Origin of the sequence: Salipiger bermudensis, assembly GCF_020171625.1 — a bacterium.
Lineage (GTDB): Bacteria > Pseudomonadota > Alphaproteobacteria > Rhodobacterales > Rhodobacteraceae > Salipiger > Salipiger bermudensis_B.
The window spans coordinates 128,789-144,840 of sequence record NZ_JAIUZY010000001.1 but is presented as its reverse complement, the minus strand read 5'-3'; the positions used below and the strand labels follow the sequence as shown (position 1 = coordinate 144,840).

16 protein-coding genes are annotated in these 16,052 nt (G+C 67.9%); 8 read left to right on the top strand and 8 right to left on the bottom strand.

Annotation, left to right across the window (positions count from 1 at the left end; genetic code table 11):
• Positions 1 to 2 precede the first annotated feature (2 nt).
• The 4 genes from LCM15_RS00650 to LCM15_RS00635 form a co-directional block, all read right to left on the bottom strand.
• The gene (locus LCM15_RS00650) at positions 3 to 692 is read right to left on the bottom strand and encodes a TRAP transporter small permease (protein ID WP_224852306.1); all 690 of its coding nucleotides are present in this window, start codon (positions 690 to 692) and stop codon (positions 3 to 5) included.
• Between the two features lie 144 nt (positions 693 to 836).
• Entirely contained in the window at positions 837 to 1,847 is a 1,011-nt protein-coding gene (locus LCM15_RS00645) for a TRAP transporter substrate-binding protein (RefSeq protein WP_224852305.1), read from the bottom strand.
• 306 nt (positions 1,848 to 2,153) lie between these two features.
• The gene (locus LCM15_RS00640) at positions 2,154 to 3,380 is read right to left on the bottom strand and encodes a sigma-54-dependent transcriptional regulator (protein ID WP_224852304.1); all 1,227 of its coding nucleotides are present in this window, start codon (positions 3,378 to 3,380) and stop codon (positions 2,154 to 2,156) included.
• A complete protein-coding gene (locus tag LCM15_RS00635; protein WP_224852303.1) occupies positions 3,377 to 5,128 on the bottom strand; it encodes an ATP-binding protein in 1,752 nt (583 codons plus the stop codon). The genes LCM15_RS00640 and LCM15_RS00635 overlap by 4 nt, the downstream gene beginning before the upstream one ends.
• A 60-nt stretch (positions 5,129 to 5,188) precedes the next feature.
• Between LCM15_RS00635 and LCM15_RS00630 the strand changes: the two genes are divergently transcribed.
• A complete protein-coding gene (locus LCM15_RS00630; protein ID WP_224852302.1) occupies positions 5,189 to 6,361 on the top strand; it encodes a cytochrome P450 in 1,173 nt (390 codons plus the stop codon).
• A gap of 262 nt (positions 6,362 to 6,623) precedes the next feature.
• Here the strand turns inward: LCM15_RS00630 and LCM15_RS00625 are convergent, their stop codons facing one another.
• The gene (locus LCM15_RS00625; RefSeq protein WP_207075586.1) at positions 6,624 to 7,079 is read right to left on the bottom strand and encodes an Lrp/AsnC family transcriptional regulator; all 456 of its coding nucleotides are present in this window, start codon (positions 7,077 to 7,079) and stop codon (positions 6,624 to 6,626) included.
• A gap of 152 nt (positions 7,080 to 7,231) precedes the next feature.
• On the opposite strand from LCM15_RS00625, the gene cobA reads away from it, so the two are divergent.
• The 6 genes from cobA (at position 7,232) to LCM15_RS00595 (ending at position 12,196) form a co-directional block, all read left to right on the top strand.
• Entirely contained in the window at positions 7,232 to 8,005 is a 774-nt protein-coding gene (cobA, locus tag LCM15_RS00620) for a uroporphyrinogen-III C-methyltransferase (RefSeq protein ID WP_224852301.1), read from the top strand.
• On the top strand, positions 8,005 to 8,304 hold the full coding sequence (locus LCM15_RS00615) for a DUF2849 domain-containing protein (RefSeq protein ID WP_224852300.1): 300 nt from the start codon (positions 8,005 to 8,007) through the stop codon (positions 8,302 to 8,304). Before cobA ends, LCM15_RS00615 begins: the two co-directional genes overlap by 1 nt.
• A gap of 68 nt (positions 8,305 to 8,372) precedes the next feature.
• On the top strand, positions 8,373 to 10,046 hold the full coding sequence (locus tag LCM15_RS00610) for a nitrite/sulfite reductase (protein ID WP_224852299.1): 1,674 nt from the start codon (positions 8,373 to 8,375) through the stop codon (positions 10,044 to 10,046).
• Between the two features lie 4 nt (positions 10,047 to 10,050).
• Entirely contained in the window at positions 10,051 to 10,842 is a 792-nt protein-coding gene (locus tag LCM15_RS00605) for a phosphoadenylyl-sulfate reductase (RefSeq protein ID WP_224852298.1), read from the top strand.
• Positions 10,839 to 11,222, top strand: a complete 384-nt coding sequence (locus tag LCM15_RS00600; RefSeq protein WP_224852297.1) for a DUF934 domain-containing protein — start codon at positions 10,839 to 10,841, stop codon at positions 11,220 to 11,222. The genes LCM15_RS00605 and LCM15_RS00600 overlap by 4 nt, the downstream gene beginning before the upstream one ends.
• 107 nt (positions 11,223 to 11,329) lie before the next feature.
• Positions 11,330 to 12,196 carry a ferredoxin--NADP reductase gene (locus LCM15_RS00595; protein WP_224852296.1) on the top strand — a complete coding sequence of 289 codons (867 nt, stop codon included), beginning with the start codon at positions 11,330 to 11,332 and terminating at the stop codon, positions 12,194 to 12,196.
• 133 nt (positions 12,197 to 12,329) lie between these two features.
• On the opposite strand, the gene LCM15_RS00590 is transcribed toward LCM15_RS00595, so the two are convergent.
• Positions 12,330 to 12,896, bottom strand: a complete 567-nt coding sequence (locus tag LCM15_RS00590) for a hypothetical protein (RefSeq protein ID WP_224852295.1) — start codon at positions 12,894 to 12,896, stop codon at positions 12,330 to 12,332.
• A 441-nt stretch (positions 12,897 to 13,337) separates the two neighbouring features.
• Between LCM15_RS00590 and infC the strand changes: the two genes are divergently transcribed.
• Positions 13,338 to 13,883 carry a translation initiation factor IF-3 gene (infC, locus tag LCM15_RS00585; RefSeq protein WP_224853040.1) on the top strand — a complete coding sequence of 182 codons (546 nt, stop codon included), beginning with the start codon at positions 13,338 to 13,340 and terminating at the stop codon, positions 13,881 to 13,883.
• 201 nt (positions 13,884 to 14,084) lie between these two features.
• Here infC and LCM15_RS00580 read toward each other — a convergent pair whose 3' ends face one another.
• Positions 14,085 to 15,074, bottom strand: coding sequence for a molybdopterin-binding protein (locus tag LCM15_RS00580; RefSeq protein WP_224852294.1), 990 nt, complete (start codon positions 15,072 to 15,074; stop codon positions 14,085 to 14,087).
• Entirely contained in the window at positions 15,071 to 16,048 is a 978-nt protein-coding gene (locus LCM15_RS00575; RefSeq protein WP_224852293.1) for an XdhC family protein, read from the bottom strand. Before LCM15_RS00575 ends, LCM15_RS00580 begins: the two co-directional genes overlap by 4 nt.
• Positions 16,049 to 16,052 lie beyond the last annotated feature (4 nt).

Below are 16,052 nucleotides of genomic sequence, written 5' to 3'. Positions count from 1 at the left end.
GATCAGTCCTCGCGGTTCATGTGGGCCACGTCATCGACCGCGTCTTCGGCCTCGTGGCTGACGATCAGGCTCTGCTGGTCTCCGCGCCAGATCCGCACGCCGGCCTGGATGAAGCGGAACAGCAAAAGCGCGGCGCCAAAGGGCAGGATCGCGTAGGGGATGAAGCGGGGCAGCTTTTCATAGGCGTCGCCGTAGTTGATCCACGGCTCGATGAAGCGCAGCCAGTCCGGCATCGGGATGTCGACGACCTCGTACCACGAGCGGTAGGAGGTGCGGCTCATCTCCTCGAAGCCAGTGGGAAAGAAGCGGCCCGTGGTCTGCGGCAGGTTGGCGAAGTTGGCCCAGTAGTCCCACGCGCCCTTGAGCAACAGGGCCGCGTAGACGATGCAGATCGCCGCGGCGATCAGTGCCAGCACCCGGCGGGCAGCAGGCGAGACCAGGTTGACGACCGCATCGACACCGAGATGCGCGGTGACCTTGACCGCGTAGCTGATGCCGAACAGCACCAGCCAGGCGAAAAGGATGGTCACCGCCTCGAGGCCCCAGATCAGGCCGGTGTTGAAGCCGTAACGCAGCACGACGTTGACGAAGGTGATGAGCGTCATGAGGCCGAGAATGACCGCGATGGCAGTTTCCTCGAACTCGTTGACGAAGCGGCCAAACGCGCTCTGGCCTTGATAATGACTGGACATGCCGTCCCCCATTCCGCGTCCGGGCCCCGGCCCCGGCGCCATCTGTCCGTTGTTCACGATGGTATGAAAAAGGGGACGACCCAGCGTCCCCTGAACCGCTCCCGGCCCCTGTCTCCAAGGGCCGGGAGGGTGTCGTGGCGGGCGTCAGCCCTCGACTTCGGCGTTGAACGCCTGCGCGGCGTCGATGTTCTGCTGACCGACATCGTCGGTGAACTGCTCCCAGACCGGCTTCATCGCGTTGACCCAGGCTTCGCGCTGCTCTGCGGTCAGCTCACGGATCTCGCCGCCGGCATCCAGAACCGCCTGACGGTTCTCGGCGTCGACCTCGGCGATCGCCGCGTTGCGGGTCTCGGTCACTTCGTTGACGATGGTCTCGAGCTGGCTGCGGACGTCGTCGTCGAGGCTGTCCCACCAGTCGGCGGAGGTCACGACCATGTAGTCGAGCACGCCGTGGTTGGTCTCGGTGGAGCCGTCCTGCACTTCGAAGAACTTCTGGCCGTAGATGTTCGACCAGGTGTTCTCCTGTCCGTCGACCACGCCGGTCTGCAGCGCGCCGTAGACTTCCGAGAAGGCCATCGGCTGCGGGCTGGCATCAAGCGCCTCGAACTGCGCCTTGAGCACTTCGGAGGGCTGAACGCGGAACTTCAGGCCGGCGGCATCCTCGGGCATCAGCAGCGGCTTGTTGGCCGACATCTGCTTCATGCCGTTGTGCCAGAAACCAAGGCCGAGCAGGCCGCGGCGGACCATCGATTCCTTCATTTCCTGGCCGGTTTCCGAGTTCTGGAACGCGTCGACCGATTCCATGTTCACGAACATGAAGGGCAGATCGAAGATGCGGAAGACCTTGGTGAACTGCTCGAACTTCGACAGCGAGGGCGCGGCCATCTGGACGTCGCCGTTCAGCATCGCCTCGAGCACCTGATCGTCGTTGTAGAGCGTGGAGTTCGGGTAGACCTCCATGCAGGCCTTGCCGTTCATTTCCTCGTTGACGCGCTCTTGCAGCAGCGAGGCGGCGATGCCCTTGGGGTGCTTGTCGGTGTTGGTGACGTGGCTGAACTTGATGACGATCTCGCCATCGTCGCAGGCCGCCATCGCGCCGGTCGCGCCCGTGGTCAGGGCCGCTGCGGCCACGGCGGTCATCAGAAACTTCTTCATCGGTATCCTCCCGAGATGATGATGAGCGAGAGCCCGCTCCCCTGCCGGCCCTTCGCTAGGCACAAGACCGCCATGCACCAGACGCATCAAGGAATTGTGCGCTCTCATGGAGATTCGCGATATTTTCTTTCTCTTAGAGCCGGTTAAGCGGTTGCGTGCTTTCTTCGTCGGAATGAAGCGGCCAAGCATGTGCGAAATTCCGCACGCTGGCCGGCGCAACTTGTGCGGAAATCCGCACAGATATGATTCGCAGCGAAACCGAGTCCGATTCGCCACGGCGCTCAGAGCGTCGCCAAGGGTCGGGCTTTAACGGAACTCTTCCGGCTTAAGCCCGTACTTGGCCAGCTTGTCGTAGAAGGTCTTGCGCGGCAGCTTGAGCATCTCCGCCGCCGCGCTGGCCTGCCCGCTGGTGCGCTTGAGCGCATCGGCCAGCAGCGAGCGCTCGACCTGCGCCAGACGCTCGGTCAGCCCCAGCCCCTCGCCCGCGGCATCCTCATCGCCCAGCCCCAGCACGAAGCGCATCGCCGCCGACATCAGCGCCCGCGCATTGCCCGGCCAGTCGCGTGCGATCAGCCCGGCGATGACCTCTTCGCCAATCTCGGGCGGGGTCATGCCGGACTGCTCCGCCGCCTGCGCCACGTAGTGGCGGAACAGCACGGGAATGTCCTCGGGCCGCTCAGCCAGCGCGGGGATGCGCAGTTGCATCACCTCGAGCCGATAATAGAGCTCGGCCGAGAAGCGCCCGGCCTCGGCCGCCTGCCCCAGATCCTCGACGGTGCCTGCGATCAGCCGCGCGCCACCGGCCTCGAGCCGGTCCTGCAGCGCCAGCTGGGTGTCGAGCGGCAGCTGGGCGATCTCGTCGAGAAACAGCGTGCCGCCGGCGCAGCCCTGCCAGACCGCCTCCAGCCCCTCGCGTCCGAGCCCGGCGGCCGAGCGCTTCTCGAACGGTCCCTTGGCGCGGGGCGAGCACAGGTGCACCACCTCGGCCACCTTCGAGATGCCCGACCCGCGCGCCCCACGGATCAACACGTCGGTGCCGGCGCGGGCGGCGGCGCGGGCCTGCGCGCGCAGGGTCTCGGATTGCGGCGAAATGCCGAAGATCATCCGCGCCGCCGGGTCGCCGGTCTCGAGTTGGGCCTTGAGGCGCCGGTTCTCGAGCACCAGCCCGCGGGTGCGCAGCGCGCGCTCGATGACCGAGATCAGGTCCTTGGGCGCGCAAGGCTTCTCGAGAAAGTCGAAGGCCCCCGCCGACATGGCGCGCACCGCCATCGGAATGTCGCCCTCGCCGGTAAGCAGGATCACCGGAAGCTCGGCGTCCTGTTCGTGGGCATAATCGAGCAGGTGGAACCCGTCCCGCCCCGGCATCCGGATATCCGAGACGATCACGCCCTCGAACTGCGGCCCGATGCGGTCCTTGGCCTCGACGAACGACCCCGCCGTGACCGCGTCGAACTCGGCCAGCTCCAAGGTCTGGCCCAGCGCCTCGCGCACCGCCGCGTCGTCATCGACCAGAAGCACTCTGCGCACGCTCATGCCATCTCCTTCGCCTGCAGCAACTCAACGGTAAAACAGGCCCCGCCCGGCACGTTCTCGCCGCGCAGGCGTCCGCCAAAGCCTTCCACGATGCCATAGGAGATCGAAAGCCCGAGGCCCATCCCCTCTTCGGCGCCCACCTCCTTGGTGGAGTAAAACGGATCGAAGATGCGTGACGGATCGGCGATGCCGGGGCCGGTGTCGCGCACGCTGAGCAAGACCTGCCCGGCGGCGGCGTCGCGGGTCACGCGGATGGTGATGGCGCGGGGGTCGCTATCGGCCATGGCGTCCATCGCGTTCGAGAGCAGGTTGATCACCACCTGCCCCAGCCGCACCTCGCCCGCCATCACCACTGTGGTGGTCTCGGGGCGCTGCCAGTCGATGCGGGTGCCCGTCTCGCGGATGCGCGGCGCCAGCACCTCGAGCGCGCTTTCCACCACCGCCGCCAGTCCGACCCGGCGAGCGGGCTCGGGCTCGGCCTTGGCGAAGGCGCGCAGGTTCTTGATGATCCGCCCCATGCGGTTGGCCATGTCCGAGATCCGCCCGAGGTTCTCCGCCGCGCGCTCCTGCTTGCCGCGTTCGAGAAAGGCCGTGCCGTTCTCGGCGAAGGAGCGGATCGCCATCAGCGGCTGGTTCAGCTCGTGGCTGATGCCGGCGCTCATCTTGCCCAGCGCGCTCAGCTTCGAGGCCTGCACCAGCTCGGCCTGAGCGCGCTTGAGGGCGGCCTCCGCGTCCTGGCGCTCGGCGATCTCGCGGCGCAGGGCGACGTTGGATTGCTGCAGAGCCCGGGTGCGGGCCGAGACCCGTTCCTCGAGCACGAGATTGGCCTCGGCCAGCGCGCGACGACGCTCCAGCGCCAGCCACAGCAGCGCGCCGAAGAACAGCACCACCGAGGCCACAACAGCCGCCTGCAGCCCGGCAAGACGCGTGGCCGGGGCGGTGTCCATCAGCAGCACGCCGGTCATGTCGATCACCGGCAGCGCACTCTCGAGCCGAAGCGCGTGGGCGGGCACGTAGGGCGAGAAGCGCTGCTGCCAGACGATATGCCCGCCCGGCTCGCGCACCGTGACCTCGCGTCGTTTGCCGTCGGCGGTCACCACCTCGGTCGGGCCGGTGCGTCGCCAGCCCAGAAGCTCGGAGCGGTTGGTGGCGAAGATCTCTCCGCCGCTGTCGGTGAAGAACACCGCCGGCAGCGAGCCGCGCCAGTCCTGCTCCAGCCGCGCGATATCGACCACCACGATCAGCGCCCCGCGCACCCGTCCGTCGATCCCGAAGCTCGGGGCGGCGAAATAGAAGGCCCGGTCGATGCCCTCCGGCCCCGCGCCATGCGCGATGCCCAGCGCCCCGTCGAGCGCGCGGGCAAAGGGCTCTCCTCTCAGGACCCAATCGGGCAGGCCCGCCTCGGAGGCCGCAAGGACCCGGCCCGTGGTGTCGACGTAGGCCGCCAGCGCCGCACCGGAGCGATCGGCTCCGCGCAGCAGCGTCGCCTCGGCGGCGCGGCGCGAGCCGAAATGGTGCAGCGCGCTCAGCGCAGGGTGATCGGCGCTCAGCACGGCGAACTCGCGAAAGCGCTGCAGCTGGGTGACGAGACGCTCGGAGGCCAGCTCGAGATCGCTCTGCCCGCGCGCGGCGAGCGGGCCCAGCGCCTGCACATACCCATAGTGCCAGACCGCCCCCGTCAGCGCGGCGGTGGTGATGAGGGCGAGCGCCAGCAGCGCGCCGCGACTGTGATACAGGGTCCGCGTCATCGTCGTGACATAGCAAGCACCGTCTTGTCAGGGAAGCCGCGCAGAGGCAGGGTCGCGCCCATGCAGCACTTCTCCCACGCCCCGACCGAACACGCCTTCGTGCAAGACCCCTACCCGTTCTACGACCGCCTGCGCACAGCGGGCGATCTGGCATGGTGGGAAGACTACGGCATGGTCTGTGCCGCCTCGCATCGCGCCGTGCATACGCTGTTGCGCGACCGCCGCTTCGGGCGCGAGGTGCCCTCCGAGATGGCCCGGCCCGTGCCCGACCACCTCGTGCCCTTCTACGCGGTCGAGAACCACTCGATGCTCGAGCTCGAGGCGCCGCGTCACACCCGGCTGCGCGGTCTGGTGCTGCGGGCCTTCACCTCGCGGCGCATTGCCTCTCTCGGCCCCGAGATCGCGACGCTGGCGCATGAGCAGATCGATGCCTTCCCCGAGGGCGCGCTCGATCTGCTGCCCGCCTTCTGCCAGCCCATCCCGGTGATCGTGATCGCGCGGCTTCTCGGCGTGCCCGACAGCCTGGCGCCGCAGCTGCTCGACTGGTCGAACGCCATGGTCGCGATGTATCAGGCACGGCGCACGCACGAGATCGAGGACGCGGCCTCGCGGGCGGCCTTGGAGTTTTCGGCCTTCCTCACGGAGTACATAGACGCCCGGCGCAGCGATCCGCGCGACGACCTGCTGTCGCAGCTCATTGCCGCCGAGGAGGAAGGCGAGAAGCTCTCGACCGAAGAGCTGATCACCACCTGCATCCTGCTGCTCAATGCAGGGCACGAGGCGACGGTGCATACCATGGGCAACGGCATCAAGACGCTGCTCGAGACCGGCACGCCGATCACGGAGGCCGACGCGGGGCCTGTCAGCGAAGAGATCATGCGCCACGACCCGCCGCTGCATTTGTTCATGCGCTACGCCTACGAGGACGTGGAGGTCTTCGGCCATCGCTTCCGGCGTGGCGAACAGGTGGCACTCCTGCTCGGGGCCGCCGGGCGCGATCCCGGGGTCTACGCCGATCCGCACCGCTTCGACCCTAGGCGCGAGGCGCCTGCGCATCACGCTTTCGGGGGCGGTCCGCATTTCTGCGTCGGCGCGCCGCTGGCGCGGCTGGAGTTGCAGGTGGCGCTGCCGATCCTGTTCGCACGCTGCCCGGGGCTGCGGCTGGCGGAGCCACCGCGCTACGCGGACCTCTACCCGTTCCACGGGCTGGAGCGGCTGGTTGTGACGCGGTGAGGGTGGTGCCTCGCGCTGTTCTTGTGTTTCCGGATCGCTTGAGCCGCCTGCCCGCGCGGAATCAAGGCCGCAGGCCGCCGCGCATCGCCGGGCCGCCCCCCCCGGACCGGCGATCTGGCGGCCCCAGGCGCTCAGCTTCGAGGTCCTTCGGATGTGGCCGTGATAAATCGAGGGATTCCACGCAAGGATCGCCAATCCGCGGCCCAACGCTGCGCGTCTTCCTCCCATGATGCAATCGAAACGGGCGCCCTGTCGCCAAACCTCACACCGGCAGCGCCGTGGTGTTCTTGATCTCCTCCATCGACAGCAGTGCGGTCACGTTGTGCACCTTCACTTCCGAGATCAGCGCCTGATAGAACACGTCATAGGCCCGGGCATTCTGCACCCGTACCTTGAGGATGTAGTCGATATCCCCCGCAAGCCGGTGCGCCTCCATCACCTCGGGGCGCGAACGCACCGCGTGCAGGAAGCGCCCCTGCCAGTCAGCATCGTGCTCGGAGGTGCGCACCAACACGAAGAAACAGGCCTCGAAGCCCAGCTTGTCGGCATCGGCGATCACCACCTGCGGGCCGATCACCCCGCCCTCGCGCATCTTGCGAATCCGGTTCCACACCGGGGTCTTGGACGATCCCACCGCGCGGGCGATCTCGTCGAGCGAACGGCCCGCATCGAGCTGCAGTTCGCGAAGGATTTTCCGGTCGGTGCCGTCGAGCTGCATGGGTTTTCCTCTTTCCCGTCCATCCGTAGACGCTGTTTCATATCACGCCGCCAGCGGAGAACAAAGTTCTTTAAAACCGCCCCCATCTAGCGATAAAGGGGGAGATTGTTCTATATTCTCGCAAGCGAAACTCACACAGCGGACGGATCCAGATGGCACATCCCACCCAGACCCTGCCCAGCGGGCACGTGGCCTTCGTCGGCGCCGGCCCCGGCGACCCGGAGCTTCTGACGGTGCGTGCCCTGCGCGAGATCCAGACCGCCGAGGTCATCCTGCACGACCAGCTTGTGCCGGAGGCGATCCTGTCGCTGGCCTCGGAGGGCGCCACGCTCGTGCCCGTGGGCAAAACCGGCTTCGGCCCCTCGATGAAGCAGGACGACATCACCGCGCTGATCATCGCCCATGCCTCGGGCGGCGCCCGCACGGTGCGCCTCAAGGCCGGCGATCCCGGCGTGTTCGGCCGGCTTGACGAGGAGACCGAGGCGCTCGACGCCGCCGGCATCCCCTACCATGTCACGCCGGGCCTCACCGCCTCGACCGCCGCCGCCGCGAGCCTCGGCGTCTCGCTGACGCGGCGCGGGCGCAATTCCGACCTGCGGCTGCTGACCGGGCACGACGTCAAGGGCTTCGCCGAGCAGGACTGGCGCACGCTGGCGCGCCCCGGTGCCGTCGCCGCGATCTACATGGGCAAGCGCGCCGCGCGCTTCCTGCAGGGCCGGCTGATGATGCATGGCGGCGATCCCGCCACCCCCATCACCGTGGTGGCGAACGCCTCGCGCCCGAACGAGCGCCAGCTGGCCTCGACGCTGGCCAGCCTGCCCGCCGATCTCGAGGCCGCCGATCTCGACGGCCCCGCTGTTCTTCTTCTGGGGCTCGCCCCCCGCGCCGCGCGCGCCATCGCATTTGCAAGACAGGAGGTGTCCTGATGCCCAAGGCCTTTACCCCGAAAGTCGTCACCGCCAACGCCCTGCTCGAGGGCGACGTGATCTACCTCGCCGCCGATGACCGCTGGGTGCGGCGCCTCGACGAGGCCGAGATCATCACCGACGAGGCCATCGCGCAGATCCGCCTGCTCGACGCGCAGGCCCGCGCCTCCGAGGCGGTCGGCGTCTACCTCGCCGACATGGCCCCCACCGAGGACGGCCCGCAGCCGACGCATTTCCGCGAGGAATTCCGCGCCACCGGCCCCTCCAACTACCATCACGGCAAGCAGGCCGCCGGCTGAGGCCGCGCCGCGCCTTCTCTGAGACAAGTGCAGGGCCCGATACGCATCCCTGCGGGAGAGACTGACAGATGTACCGCTACACAGAGTTCGACACAGCCTTCGTTGCAGAGCGCAACCGCCAGTTCCGTCAACAGGTGGAGCGCCGCATCTCCGGGGCCCTGACCGAGGACGAGTTCAAGCCGCTGCGCCTGATGAACGGCCTCTACCTGCAGCTGCACGCCTACATGCTGCGCGTGGCCATTCCCTACGGCACCCTCAACAGCGCGCAGATGGATCAGCTCGCGCTGCTGGCCGAGAAATGGGACAAGGGCTATGGCCATTTCACCACCCGGCAGAACATCCAGTACAACTGGCCCGAGCTGCGCGACGTGCCCGACATGCTCGATGCGCTGGCCGAGGTCGGGATGCACGCCATCCAGACCAGCGGCAACACCATCCGCAACGTGACCGCAGACCACTTCGCCGGCGCCGCTGCCGACGAGGTCGCCGATCCGCGCCCGGTGGCCGAGCTGCTGCGCCAGTGGTCGACCGATCATCCGGAATTCCAGTTCCTGCCGCGCAAGTTCAAGATCGCCGTCACCGGGGCCGAGAACGACCGCGCGGTGATCAAGGCGCATGACATCGGCATCCAGGTCGTCGAGCGCGACGGTGAGATCGGCTACCGCGTGCTCGTTGGCGGCGGGCTGGGCCGCACCCCGATGATCGGCAAGGAGCTGTCGCCCTTCGTCCCGCAGCAAGACCTGCTGCCGTATGTCGAGGCCGTGGTCTCGGTCTGGAACTTGCTCGGACGGCGCGACAACAAGTACAAGGCGCGCATCAAGATCACCGTGCACGAGCACGGCATCGACGAGATCCGCTCACTGGTCGAGACCCGCTTCGAAGAGACCAAGCAGGCGTTCGACGGGGCCGATCTGGCGATCTTCGACGAGATCAAGGCGCAGTTCGCCCCGCCGGCCTTCCGCAACGCGCCGACCGACGCCTATGACGCCGCCTATGCCGAGGACCCGGTGTTCCGCGCCTGGGCCGACAGCAACCTCACCGCGCACAAGGCCGGCGGCTATGCCATCGCGCAGATCAGCCTCAAGGCACATGGTGAGACGCCGGGCGATGCCACCGCCGAGCAGATGCGCGTGATGGCCGATCTCGCCCGCCGCTTCGGCCATGACGAGCTGCGCATCACCCACGAGCAGAACGTGGTGCTGCCGCATGTGCACAAGTCGGACCTTCCGCAGATCCACAAGATCCTGAAGGCGCACGGTCTGGCGACCGCCAATATCGGCCTAATCTCGGACATCATTGCCTGCCCCGGTATGGACTACTGCGCGCTGGCCACCGCCCGCTCGATCCCGATCGCGCAGGAGATCGCCACCCGCTTCGACGAGCTGAAGATCGAAAACGAGATCGGCGAGCTGAAGATCAAGATCTCGGGCTGCATCAACGCCTGCGGTCACCACCACGTGGGCCATATCGGCATCCTCGGCCTCGACCGGGCCGGTGTCGAGAACTACCAGATCACCCTCGGCGGCGACGCCACCGAGACCGCGAGCCTTGGCGAACGCACCGGCCCGGGCTTCCCGGCCGAAGAGGTGGTGCCCGCGATCGAGCGCATCGTCGGGGCCTACATGGAGCATCGGGAGGGCCCCGAGGAGAGCTTCTTGCAGGCCTATCGCCGTCTCGGCATGGCGCCATTCAAGCTGGCGCTCTACGGCGAGGACAGCGGCAAGCGGTCCCGGGCCGCGTGATCGGATGAGCTTTCAGTCTCTCCCCGACGCGCAGGCCGCCGGCGCCCCCGCGCCGAGCGCCGATGCGCTGGCGGACCTGCGCCAGCGCGTTGCCGCACTGAACGCGCGCTACCGCCATCACGGCGCGGTGTCGGTGCTCGAGGGGGCGCTGCGCGACCCCGAGGCCGGCGACATCGCGATGGTGTCGTCTTTCGGGGCCGAGTCGATCGCCCTGCTGCACCTCGTGGCGATGATCGACCGCAAGACGCCGGTGCTGTTCATCGACACGCGGCTGCTCTTTGCCGAGACGCTGGTCTACCAGCAGGACGTGGCCGAGCGGCTGCATCTCGAGGACGTGCGGGTGATCCGCACCGACGAGGCCCTGCTGGCAGAGCGCGACCCGAACGACGACCTGCGCAACCAGAGCACCGATGCCTGCTGCGCGCTTCGAAAGACCGTGCCGCTGGAACAGGCGCTGGCCGGGTTCGACGGCTGGATCACCGGCCGCAAGCGCTTCCAGTCGGCCACGCGGCAGACGCTCGAGTTCTTCGAGCTCGAGGACGCGACCGGGCGCATCAAGGTGAACCCGCTGGCGCACTGGGCGCCCGAGGACGTGCGCGCCTACATGGACGAGAACCGCCTGCCCCGGCACCCGCTGGTGGCCAAGGGCTACCCGTCGATCGGCTGCGCCCCCTGCACCTCCCCGGTGGCCGAGGGCGAGGACCCGCGCTCGGGACGCTGGCGCGGCGAGGAAAAAGTGGAATGCGGCATTCATTTCGCCAATGGCCGCATGGTGAGACAAGGACCGAGCACATGAGCATCATCGTCACCGACGCGGGCTTTGCGCCCGACGACTGGAGCGCCGGCTTCGAAACCGAGACCGCGCTCGACTTGCCCTCCGACACCGATCCCGCGGCGCTCGCGTTCGACGCGGACACGCAGATGATCCGCGTCGACTTCCCGAGCTTCGCGGACGGGCGCGGCTTCACGCTGGCCCGCCTGCTTCGCCTGCGCGGCTACCGGGGCCGCCTGCGCGCCAAGGGCCACGTGATCTCGGACCAGTACGCCATGGCGCGCCGCGCCGGCTTCGACGAGGTCGAGATCTCGGACGAGCTCGCCGCGCGCCAGCCCGAGGCCGAGTGGCTGTTCCGCTCGAATTGGCAGCAACACGACTACCAAAGCCGCCTGCGCGGTTGAGTCATCTTTCAATCCATACGACAACGCTCTAAAAAGGGACTCGAGGTTCGTTTGCCTACAAACAATTTCTGCCCCGCGCAGAAGCAACGCCCCTCGATGTGAACACCATGACCGAGATGAGCCCCGTGACCGACACCAACGCGACCAAAGCCGCCGACGCGCCGAAGAAGATGGTGCTGCCCGACGCCCAGACCGTGACCGAGGTCAAGCACTGGACGGACCGCCTGTTCTCGTTCCGGGTGACCCGCCCGGCGAGCCTGCGCTTCCGCTCGGGCGAGTTCGTGATGATCGGCCTGATGGGCGATCCGCACCCCGAGACCGGCAAGCAGAAACCGCTGCTGCGCGCCTACTCGATCGCCTCGCCCTCGTGGGACGAAGAGCTCGAGTTTTACTCGATCAAGGTGCAGGACGGCCCGCTGACCTCGAAGCTGCAGCACATCCAGCCCGGCGACGAGATCATCCTGCGACCCAAACCCGTGGGCACGCTGGTGCATGACGCGCTGCTGCCCGGCAAGCGCCTGTGGTTCTTTGCCACCGGCACCGGCTTTGCGCCCTTCGCCTCGCTGCTGCGCGAGCCGCAGACCTATGCGGATTACGACGAGGTCATCATCACCCACACCTGCCGCGAGGCGGGCGAACTCAAGTACGGCGCCGACCTGATCGAGAGCCTGAAGACCGACGAGCTGCTCAACGAGGTGATCGGCGAAGGCTTCTGGAAGAAGATCAAGTACTACCCGACCACCACCCGCGAAGAGAGCCCCAAGATGGGCCGCATCACCGACCTGATGCGCTCGGGCGAGGCCTTTGCCGATCTCGGCGTCGCGCCCCTGACCCCCGAGACCGACCGCGCGATGATCTGCGGCAACCTTGCCTTCAACCTCGAGCTCAAGGAGATGCTCGAGGGATACGGGCTCGAGGAAGGCGCGAACTCCGACCCCAAGCATTACGTGGTCGAGAAGGCGTTCCTCGACTGACCTCTGGTCGGACCCGCCTCAAACGCTTCAGGGCCCCTGCCGTTCGGCGGGGGCCTTTTTTGTCGGCGCAACCAGGAGGAGGCGACTCACGCCGCCGCGACAGCGGATCCGGGTCAGGCCAAAGCGTGTGGGATCAGTCGTAATCCGGGAGGCTCGGCGTTCCGAAATCACAGGCGTCGAGCTTCAGCAGATGTGCCAGGAAGAACAGCCCCAAGGCCAGCGCGGTGTAGAGCGACATTCCCGACAGCAGCGCCTTCCCGAAGACCGCCCCGGGCACGAAGGCGTTGCCGAGGACGATCGCCGTCAGGGCCGAAAGAGCGACGATGGCGACCGCCGCGCTCAGACGGCGTGTTTCCGGCGCCCCTGCCAGCCAGATCGTGGCACAGGCGACGATGATGCCAAGCGCGGTGCCCGGCGACATGCGATCCGCAGGCCGGATGATCGCGTCGAACAGGCTGTGATCGATATCGGCCCGGCCCGCGAGCGACAGCAGCAGATTGGCAGCAGCGATGGCTAGCGCGATCGAAGTAAGCTTGTGGCGGATCAGCGCCGAGCACCTGTCTTGGTCATCGAACTCCATCGCGGCGACGAACAGAAGCGCGATGGCAAGGGCGGTGCTTGGCACGGTGCCGGCGCGATGCGAGGCGACACGGGAGAGATCTTCGAAGCCGGTGAGCCAGCCGAACAGGATGGCAGCCATCCAAACCGCCCCGAGGGACACAAGGATCTGAGAGAGACGACCACTGTCCACCGACGTGACCCCCATGCTTGAGAAACCGAAAACTGGCCACCAAAGTTAGCTGAGCCCCCCGATTCATGCAATTGCGTGGTTGCAGGTTTTTGGCCCTGGCCCGTCTTTTTCTGACATTCTGGCCCGCGCACGGCAACCTCGGGCCGATCTCGCCCATCTGGCAACACGTTAGAGGAAGATCGGCTCCCACGAGGCGCTCCCCGATCGGAATCGCGCACCACGGTGTTATCGCAAACATACCGCGTCGCGGTGCCGCTCGACCCGCCCCCGTCCCGCGCGCGGACGGTCGGTCGCTGGATTGCTGCAAAGGGCCGGATAAAGCGCTTGAAACACTGGTGGCGCAGGACTATTTTGCCCCACCAAAGTGTTCACGGTAAAAGGACCGAAACCATAGCTCGCAGACCTCACAACGCGCCCCCAACGCGCGACACCGGCCCCCGCGTCAACGACCGTATCCGGGCCCCTGAAATCCGTCTGATCGGCGCCGAAGGCGAGAACCTGGGCGTCCAGCCCCCCCGGCGTGCGATGGAGCTGGCCGAGCAGGCCGGGCTTGATCTCGTCGAGATCTCGCCCAATGCCAATCCGCCGGTCTGCAAGATCATGGACTTCGGCAAGTTCAAATACGAACAGCAGAAGCGCGAATCCGAAGCTCGCAAGAAGCAGAAGATCATCGAAGTCAAAGAGGTGAAGTTCCGTCCCGGGACCGACACCCACGACTACGACGTCAAGATGCGCAATGTGCTGAAGTTCCTCGAGAACGGCGACAAGGTGAAGATCACCCTGCGCTTCCGCGGCCGCGAGATGGCGCACCAGAACCTTGGTCGGGAGCTGCTCGAGCGGGTGGCCGAAGACGTCAAGGAAGTCGGCAAGGTCGAGAACATGCCGAAGATGGAAGGCCGCCAGATGATCATGATGATCGGCCCGGTCGCCAAGTAAGGCGCCCGACAGAGCGACAAGAGCAACCCGCCGCATTCCGGCGGGTTTTTCTTTGCCCGGAGCGCGCCATGCCCGTCGCGCCGTGGGCGGGCCGGAGCTGTCAGGGGGCGCTGCCCCCGTCCGCGCGGGCGCGGACTCCCCCGGGATATTTTCGGCCAGAAGAAGATGCGGGCGCTGCGCGGTGAGGCTTGTGAAGCGCGCTCAGGCGTCGCGCGGGCGCGGGCGCGACGGTGGCTCCTTCAGCAGGCCGCCGACGCCCATGGCGCTGATCTCGCGGGCGCTGACCTCGATGCCGCAGAGCATCCGCTCGAGCACCCAGTCGGCGCCGTTGAGCGCCGGAGAGCGCGCGCAGCCCGGCAGGCCGATCACCGGGCGTTCCCCGAGCTTGCCGAAGAACAGCAGGTTGCCGGGATCGACCGGCATCCCGAAATGGGTGACCTCGCCACCTGCCGCCCGCAACGCCTCGGGGGCGGTGTCGTGCAGATCGGAGGTGGCCGAGCCGGTGAGGATCAGGATGACCTCCGCCGTGCTCTCGGCGATGGCGGCGGCGAGCGGCGCGATGTCGTGCGGCACCACGGCCCCGGGCAGCATCGGCACGCCCATGCGCTGCAGCCGGCCGGCGACGGCACGGCGGCCCTTCTGCGCCGGCCCCTCGCCGATCACCGTCTCGATGAGCTGAGCGCTTTTGCGCGTCACCGGGCGCAGGGTCAGCGCGCCGGGAGCCGCGGCACAGGCCGCCTCGAGTGCTGCGCCGGGCACCGCGTAGGAGATGATCTTGATCGTCGCCGCCATGCCGCGCTCGGGCAGGCTCTGCCAGGGGCGCACGGTGGCCACGGTGATCATCGGGTGCACCGCGTTGATGGCGTCGATGCGGGCGGCATCGACCTCCACGAGGCCGATCCGGGTGGCGTGCAGGTTGACCCGCCCGGTGGCGGCCTTGCCGATGCGCAGGCCCGAGGCGTCGGGCTCGGGCAGCATGGCGCGGGCCAGCCGCGCCGCGGCCGCGTCCTCGGCGACGTCGCCGGGCTCGAGGCGGGCGACCACCACCTCGGTCAGGCCCGCTGCCGACAGCGCCGCGAGGTTGTCGGGGCTGAGCACCGTGCCCTTGCGCAGCCGGCCCGAGGGCAGCGCCTCGGAATGGGCCAGCACCTGGCCCGCCGCCTCGGCCACCGGGACGGGGCCGAACCTCACGCGCCTTTCCTCAACACGGCTGTCATCTCGGCCAGGATCGAGACCGCGATCTCGGACGGGCCGGCCGCGCCGATGTCGAGCCCGACGGGGCCGTGGATGCGGGCGATCTCAACCTCGGAGAAGCCCGCCTCCTGCATCCGCGCCACCCGCTTGGCGTGGGTCCGGGTGGAGCCGAGCGCGCCGATGTAGAAGCAGCGAGAGCGCAGCGCCAGCATCAGCGCCGGGTCGTCGAGCTTGGGGTCGTGGGTCAGCAGCACCAGCGCGGTGCGGCTGTCGAGGCCAAGCGTCTCGACCGCCTCGTCGGGCCAGTCGTTGAGCAGGGTCTCGCCCGGAAAGCGGACCTGCGCGCCGAAGGTCTCGCGCGGGTCGATGATGGCCGGATCGTAGCCCGCGATGCGCGCCATCGGCACCAGCGCCTGCGCGATATGCACCGCACCCACCACGATGAGGCGCAGCGGCGGGTTGTGGATGGCCACGAAGGTCCGGCTCTCGTCCTCGAAGCCCGAGCGGTCCATGCGAAAGCGGGTCTCGTGGCCGTCGCGGTCGAGCCGGCGGGTGCCGGTGTCGAGGTCGACCACGTAGGCCACCGGCGTGCGCGCGGCGCGGGCGGCGCAGAGATCGGCCAGAAGCGCCTCTGGCAGCACGCGTCCGACCGGCTCGACCAGCACCCGGATGGTGCCGCCGCAGGCCAGCCCCACTGCGAAGGCGTCGCCATCGGAGACCCCGAATTCAAGCTCGCGCGGGGCCCCCTCCTCGAGCGCCTCCAGCGCCTCGACGATCACCGCGCCCTCGACGCAGCCGCCCGAGACCGAGCCTTCGATCTCGCCCTCCCCCGAGATCGCCAGCTGCGCGCCGACGCGGCGCGGGGCCGAGCCCCATGTTTCGATCACCGTAGCGAGCACGGCGCCCTTGCCTGCGCGGTGCCAGCCGAGCGCGGTTTCGGGAATGCGGTCGCTCAGATCGCTGTCGGCCATGTAT

What these genes read in the sequence shown, in the direction of transcription:
- LCM15_RS00650 (WP_224852306.1), bottom strand. Translation starts at nt 692, where the DNA reads ATGTCCAGTCATTATCAAGGCCAGAGCGCGTTTGGCCGCTTCGTCAAC.
- LCM15_RS00645 (WP_224852305.1), bottom strand. Translation starts at nt 1,847, where the DNA reads ATGAAGAAGTTTCTGATGACCGCCGTGGCCGCAGCGGCCCTGACCACG.
- LCM15_RS00640 (WP_224852304.1), bottom strand. Translation starts at nt 3,380, where the DNA reads ATGAGCGTGCGCAGAGTGCTTCTGGTCGATGACGACGCGGCGGTGCGC.
- LCM15_RS00635 (WP_224852303.1), bottom strand. Translation starts at nt 5,128, where the DNA reads ATGACGCGGACCCTGTATCACAGTCGCGGCGCGCTGCTGGCGCTCGCC.
- LCM15_RS00630 (WP_224852302.1), top strand. Translation starts at nt 5,189, where the DNA reads ATGCAGCACTTCTCCCACGCCCCGACCGAACACGCCTTCGTGCAAGAC.
- LCM15_RS00625 (WP_207075586.1), bottom strand. Translation starts at nt 7,079, where the DNA reads ATGCAGCTCGACGGCACCGACCGGAAAATCCTTCGCGAACTGCAGCTC.
- cobA (WP_224852301.1), top strand. Translation starts at nt 7,232, where the DNA reads ATGGCACATCCCACCCAGACCCTGCCCAGCGGGCACGTGGCCTTCGTC.
- LCM15_RS00615 (WP_224852300.1), top strand. Translation starts at nt 8,005, where the DNA reads ATGCCCAAGGCCTTTACCCCGAAAGTCGTCACCGCCAACGCCCTGCTC.
- LCM15_RS00610 (WP_224852299.1), top strand. Translation starts at nt 8,373, where the DNA reads ATGTACCGCTACACAGAGTTCGACACAGCCTTCGTTGCAGAGCGCAAC.
- LCM15_RS00605 (WP_224852298.1), top strand. Translation starts at nt 10,051, where the DNA reads ATGAGCTTTCAGTCTCTCCCCGACGCGCAGGCCGCCGGCGCCCCCGCG.
- LCM15_RS00600 (WP_224852297.1), top strand. Translation starts at nt 10,839, where the DNA reads ATGAGCATCATCGTCACCGACGCGGGCTTTGCGCCCGACGACTGGAGC.
- LCM15_RS00595 (WP_224852296.1), top strand. Translation starts at nt 11,330, where the DNA reads ATGACCGAGATGAGCCCCGTGACCGACACCAACGCGACCAAAGCCGCC.
- LCM15_RS00590 (WP_224852295.1), bottom strand. Translation starts at nt 12,896, where the DNA reads ATGGCTGCCATCCTGTTCGGCTGGCTCACCGGCTTCGAAGATCTCTCC.
- LCM15_RS00575 (WP_224852293.1), bottom strand. Translation starts at nt 16,048, where the DNA reads ATGGCCGACAGCGATCTGAGCGACCGCATTCCCGAAACCGCGCTCGGC.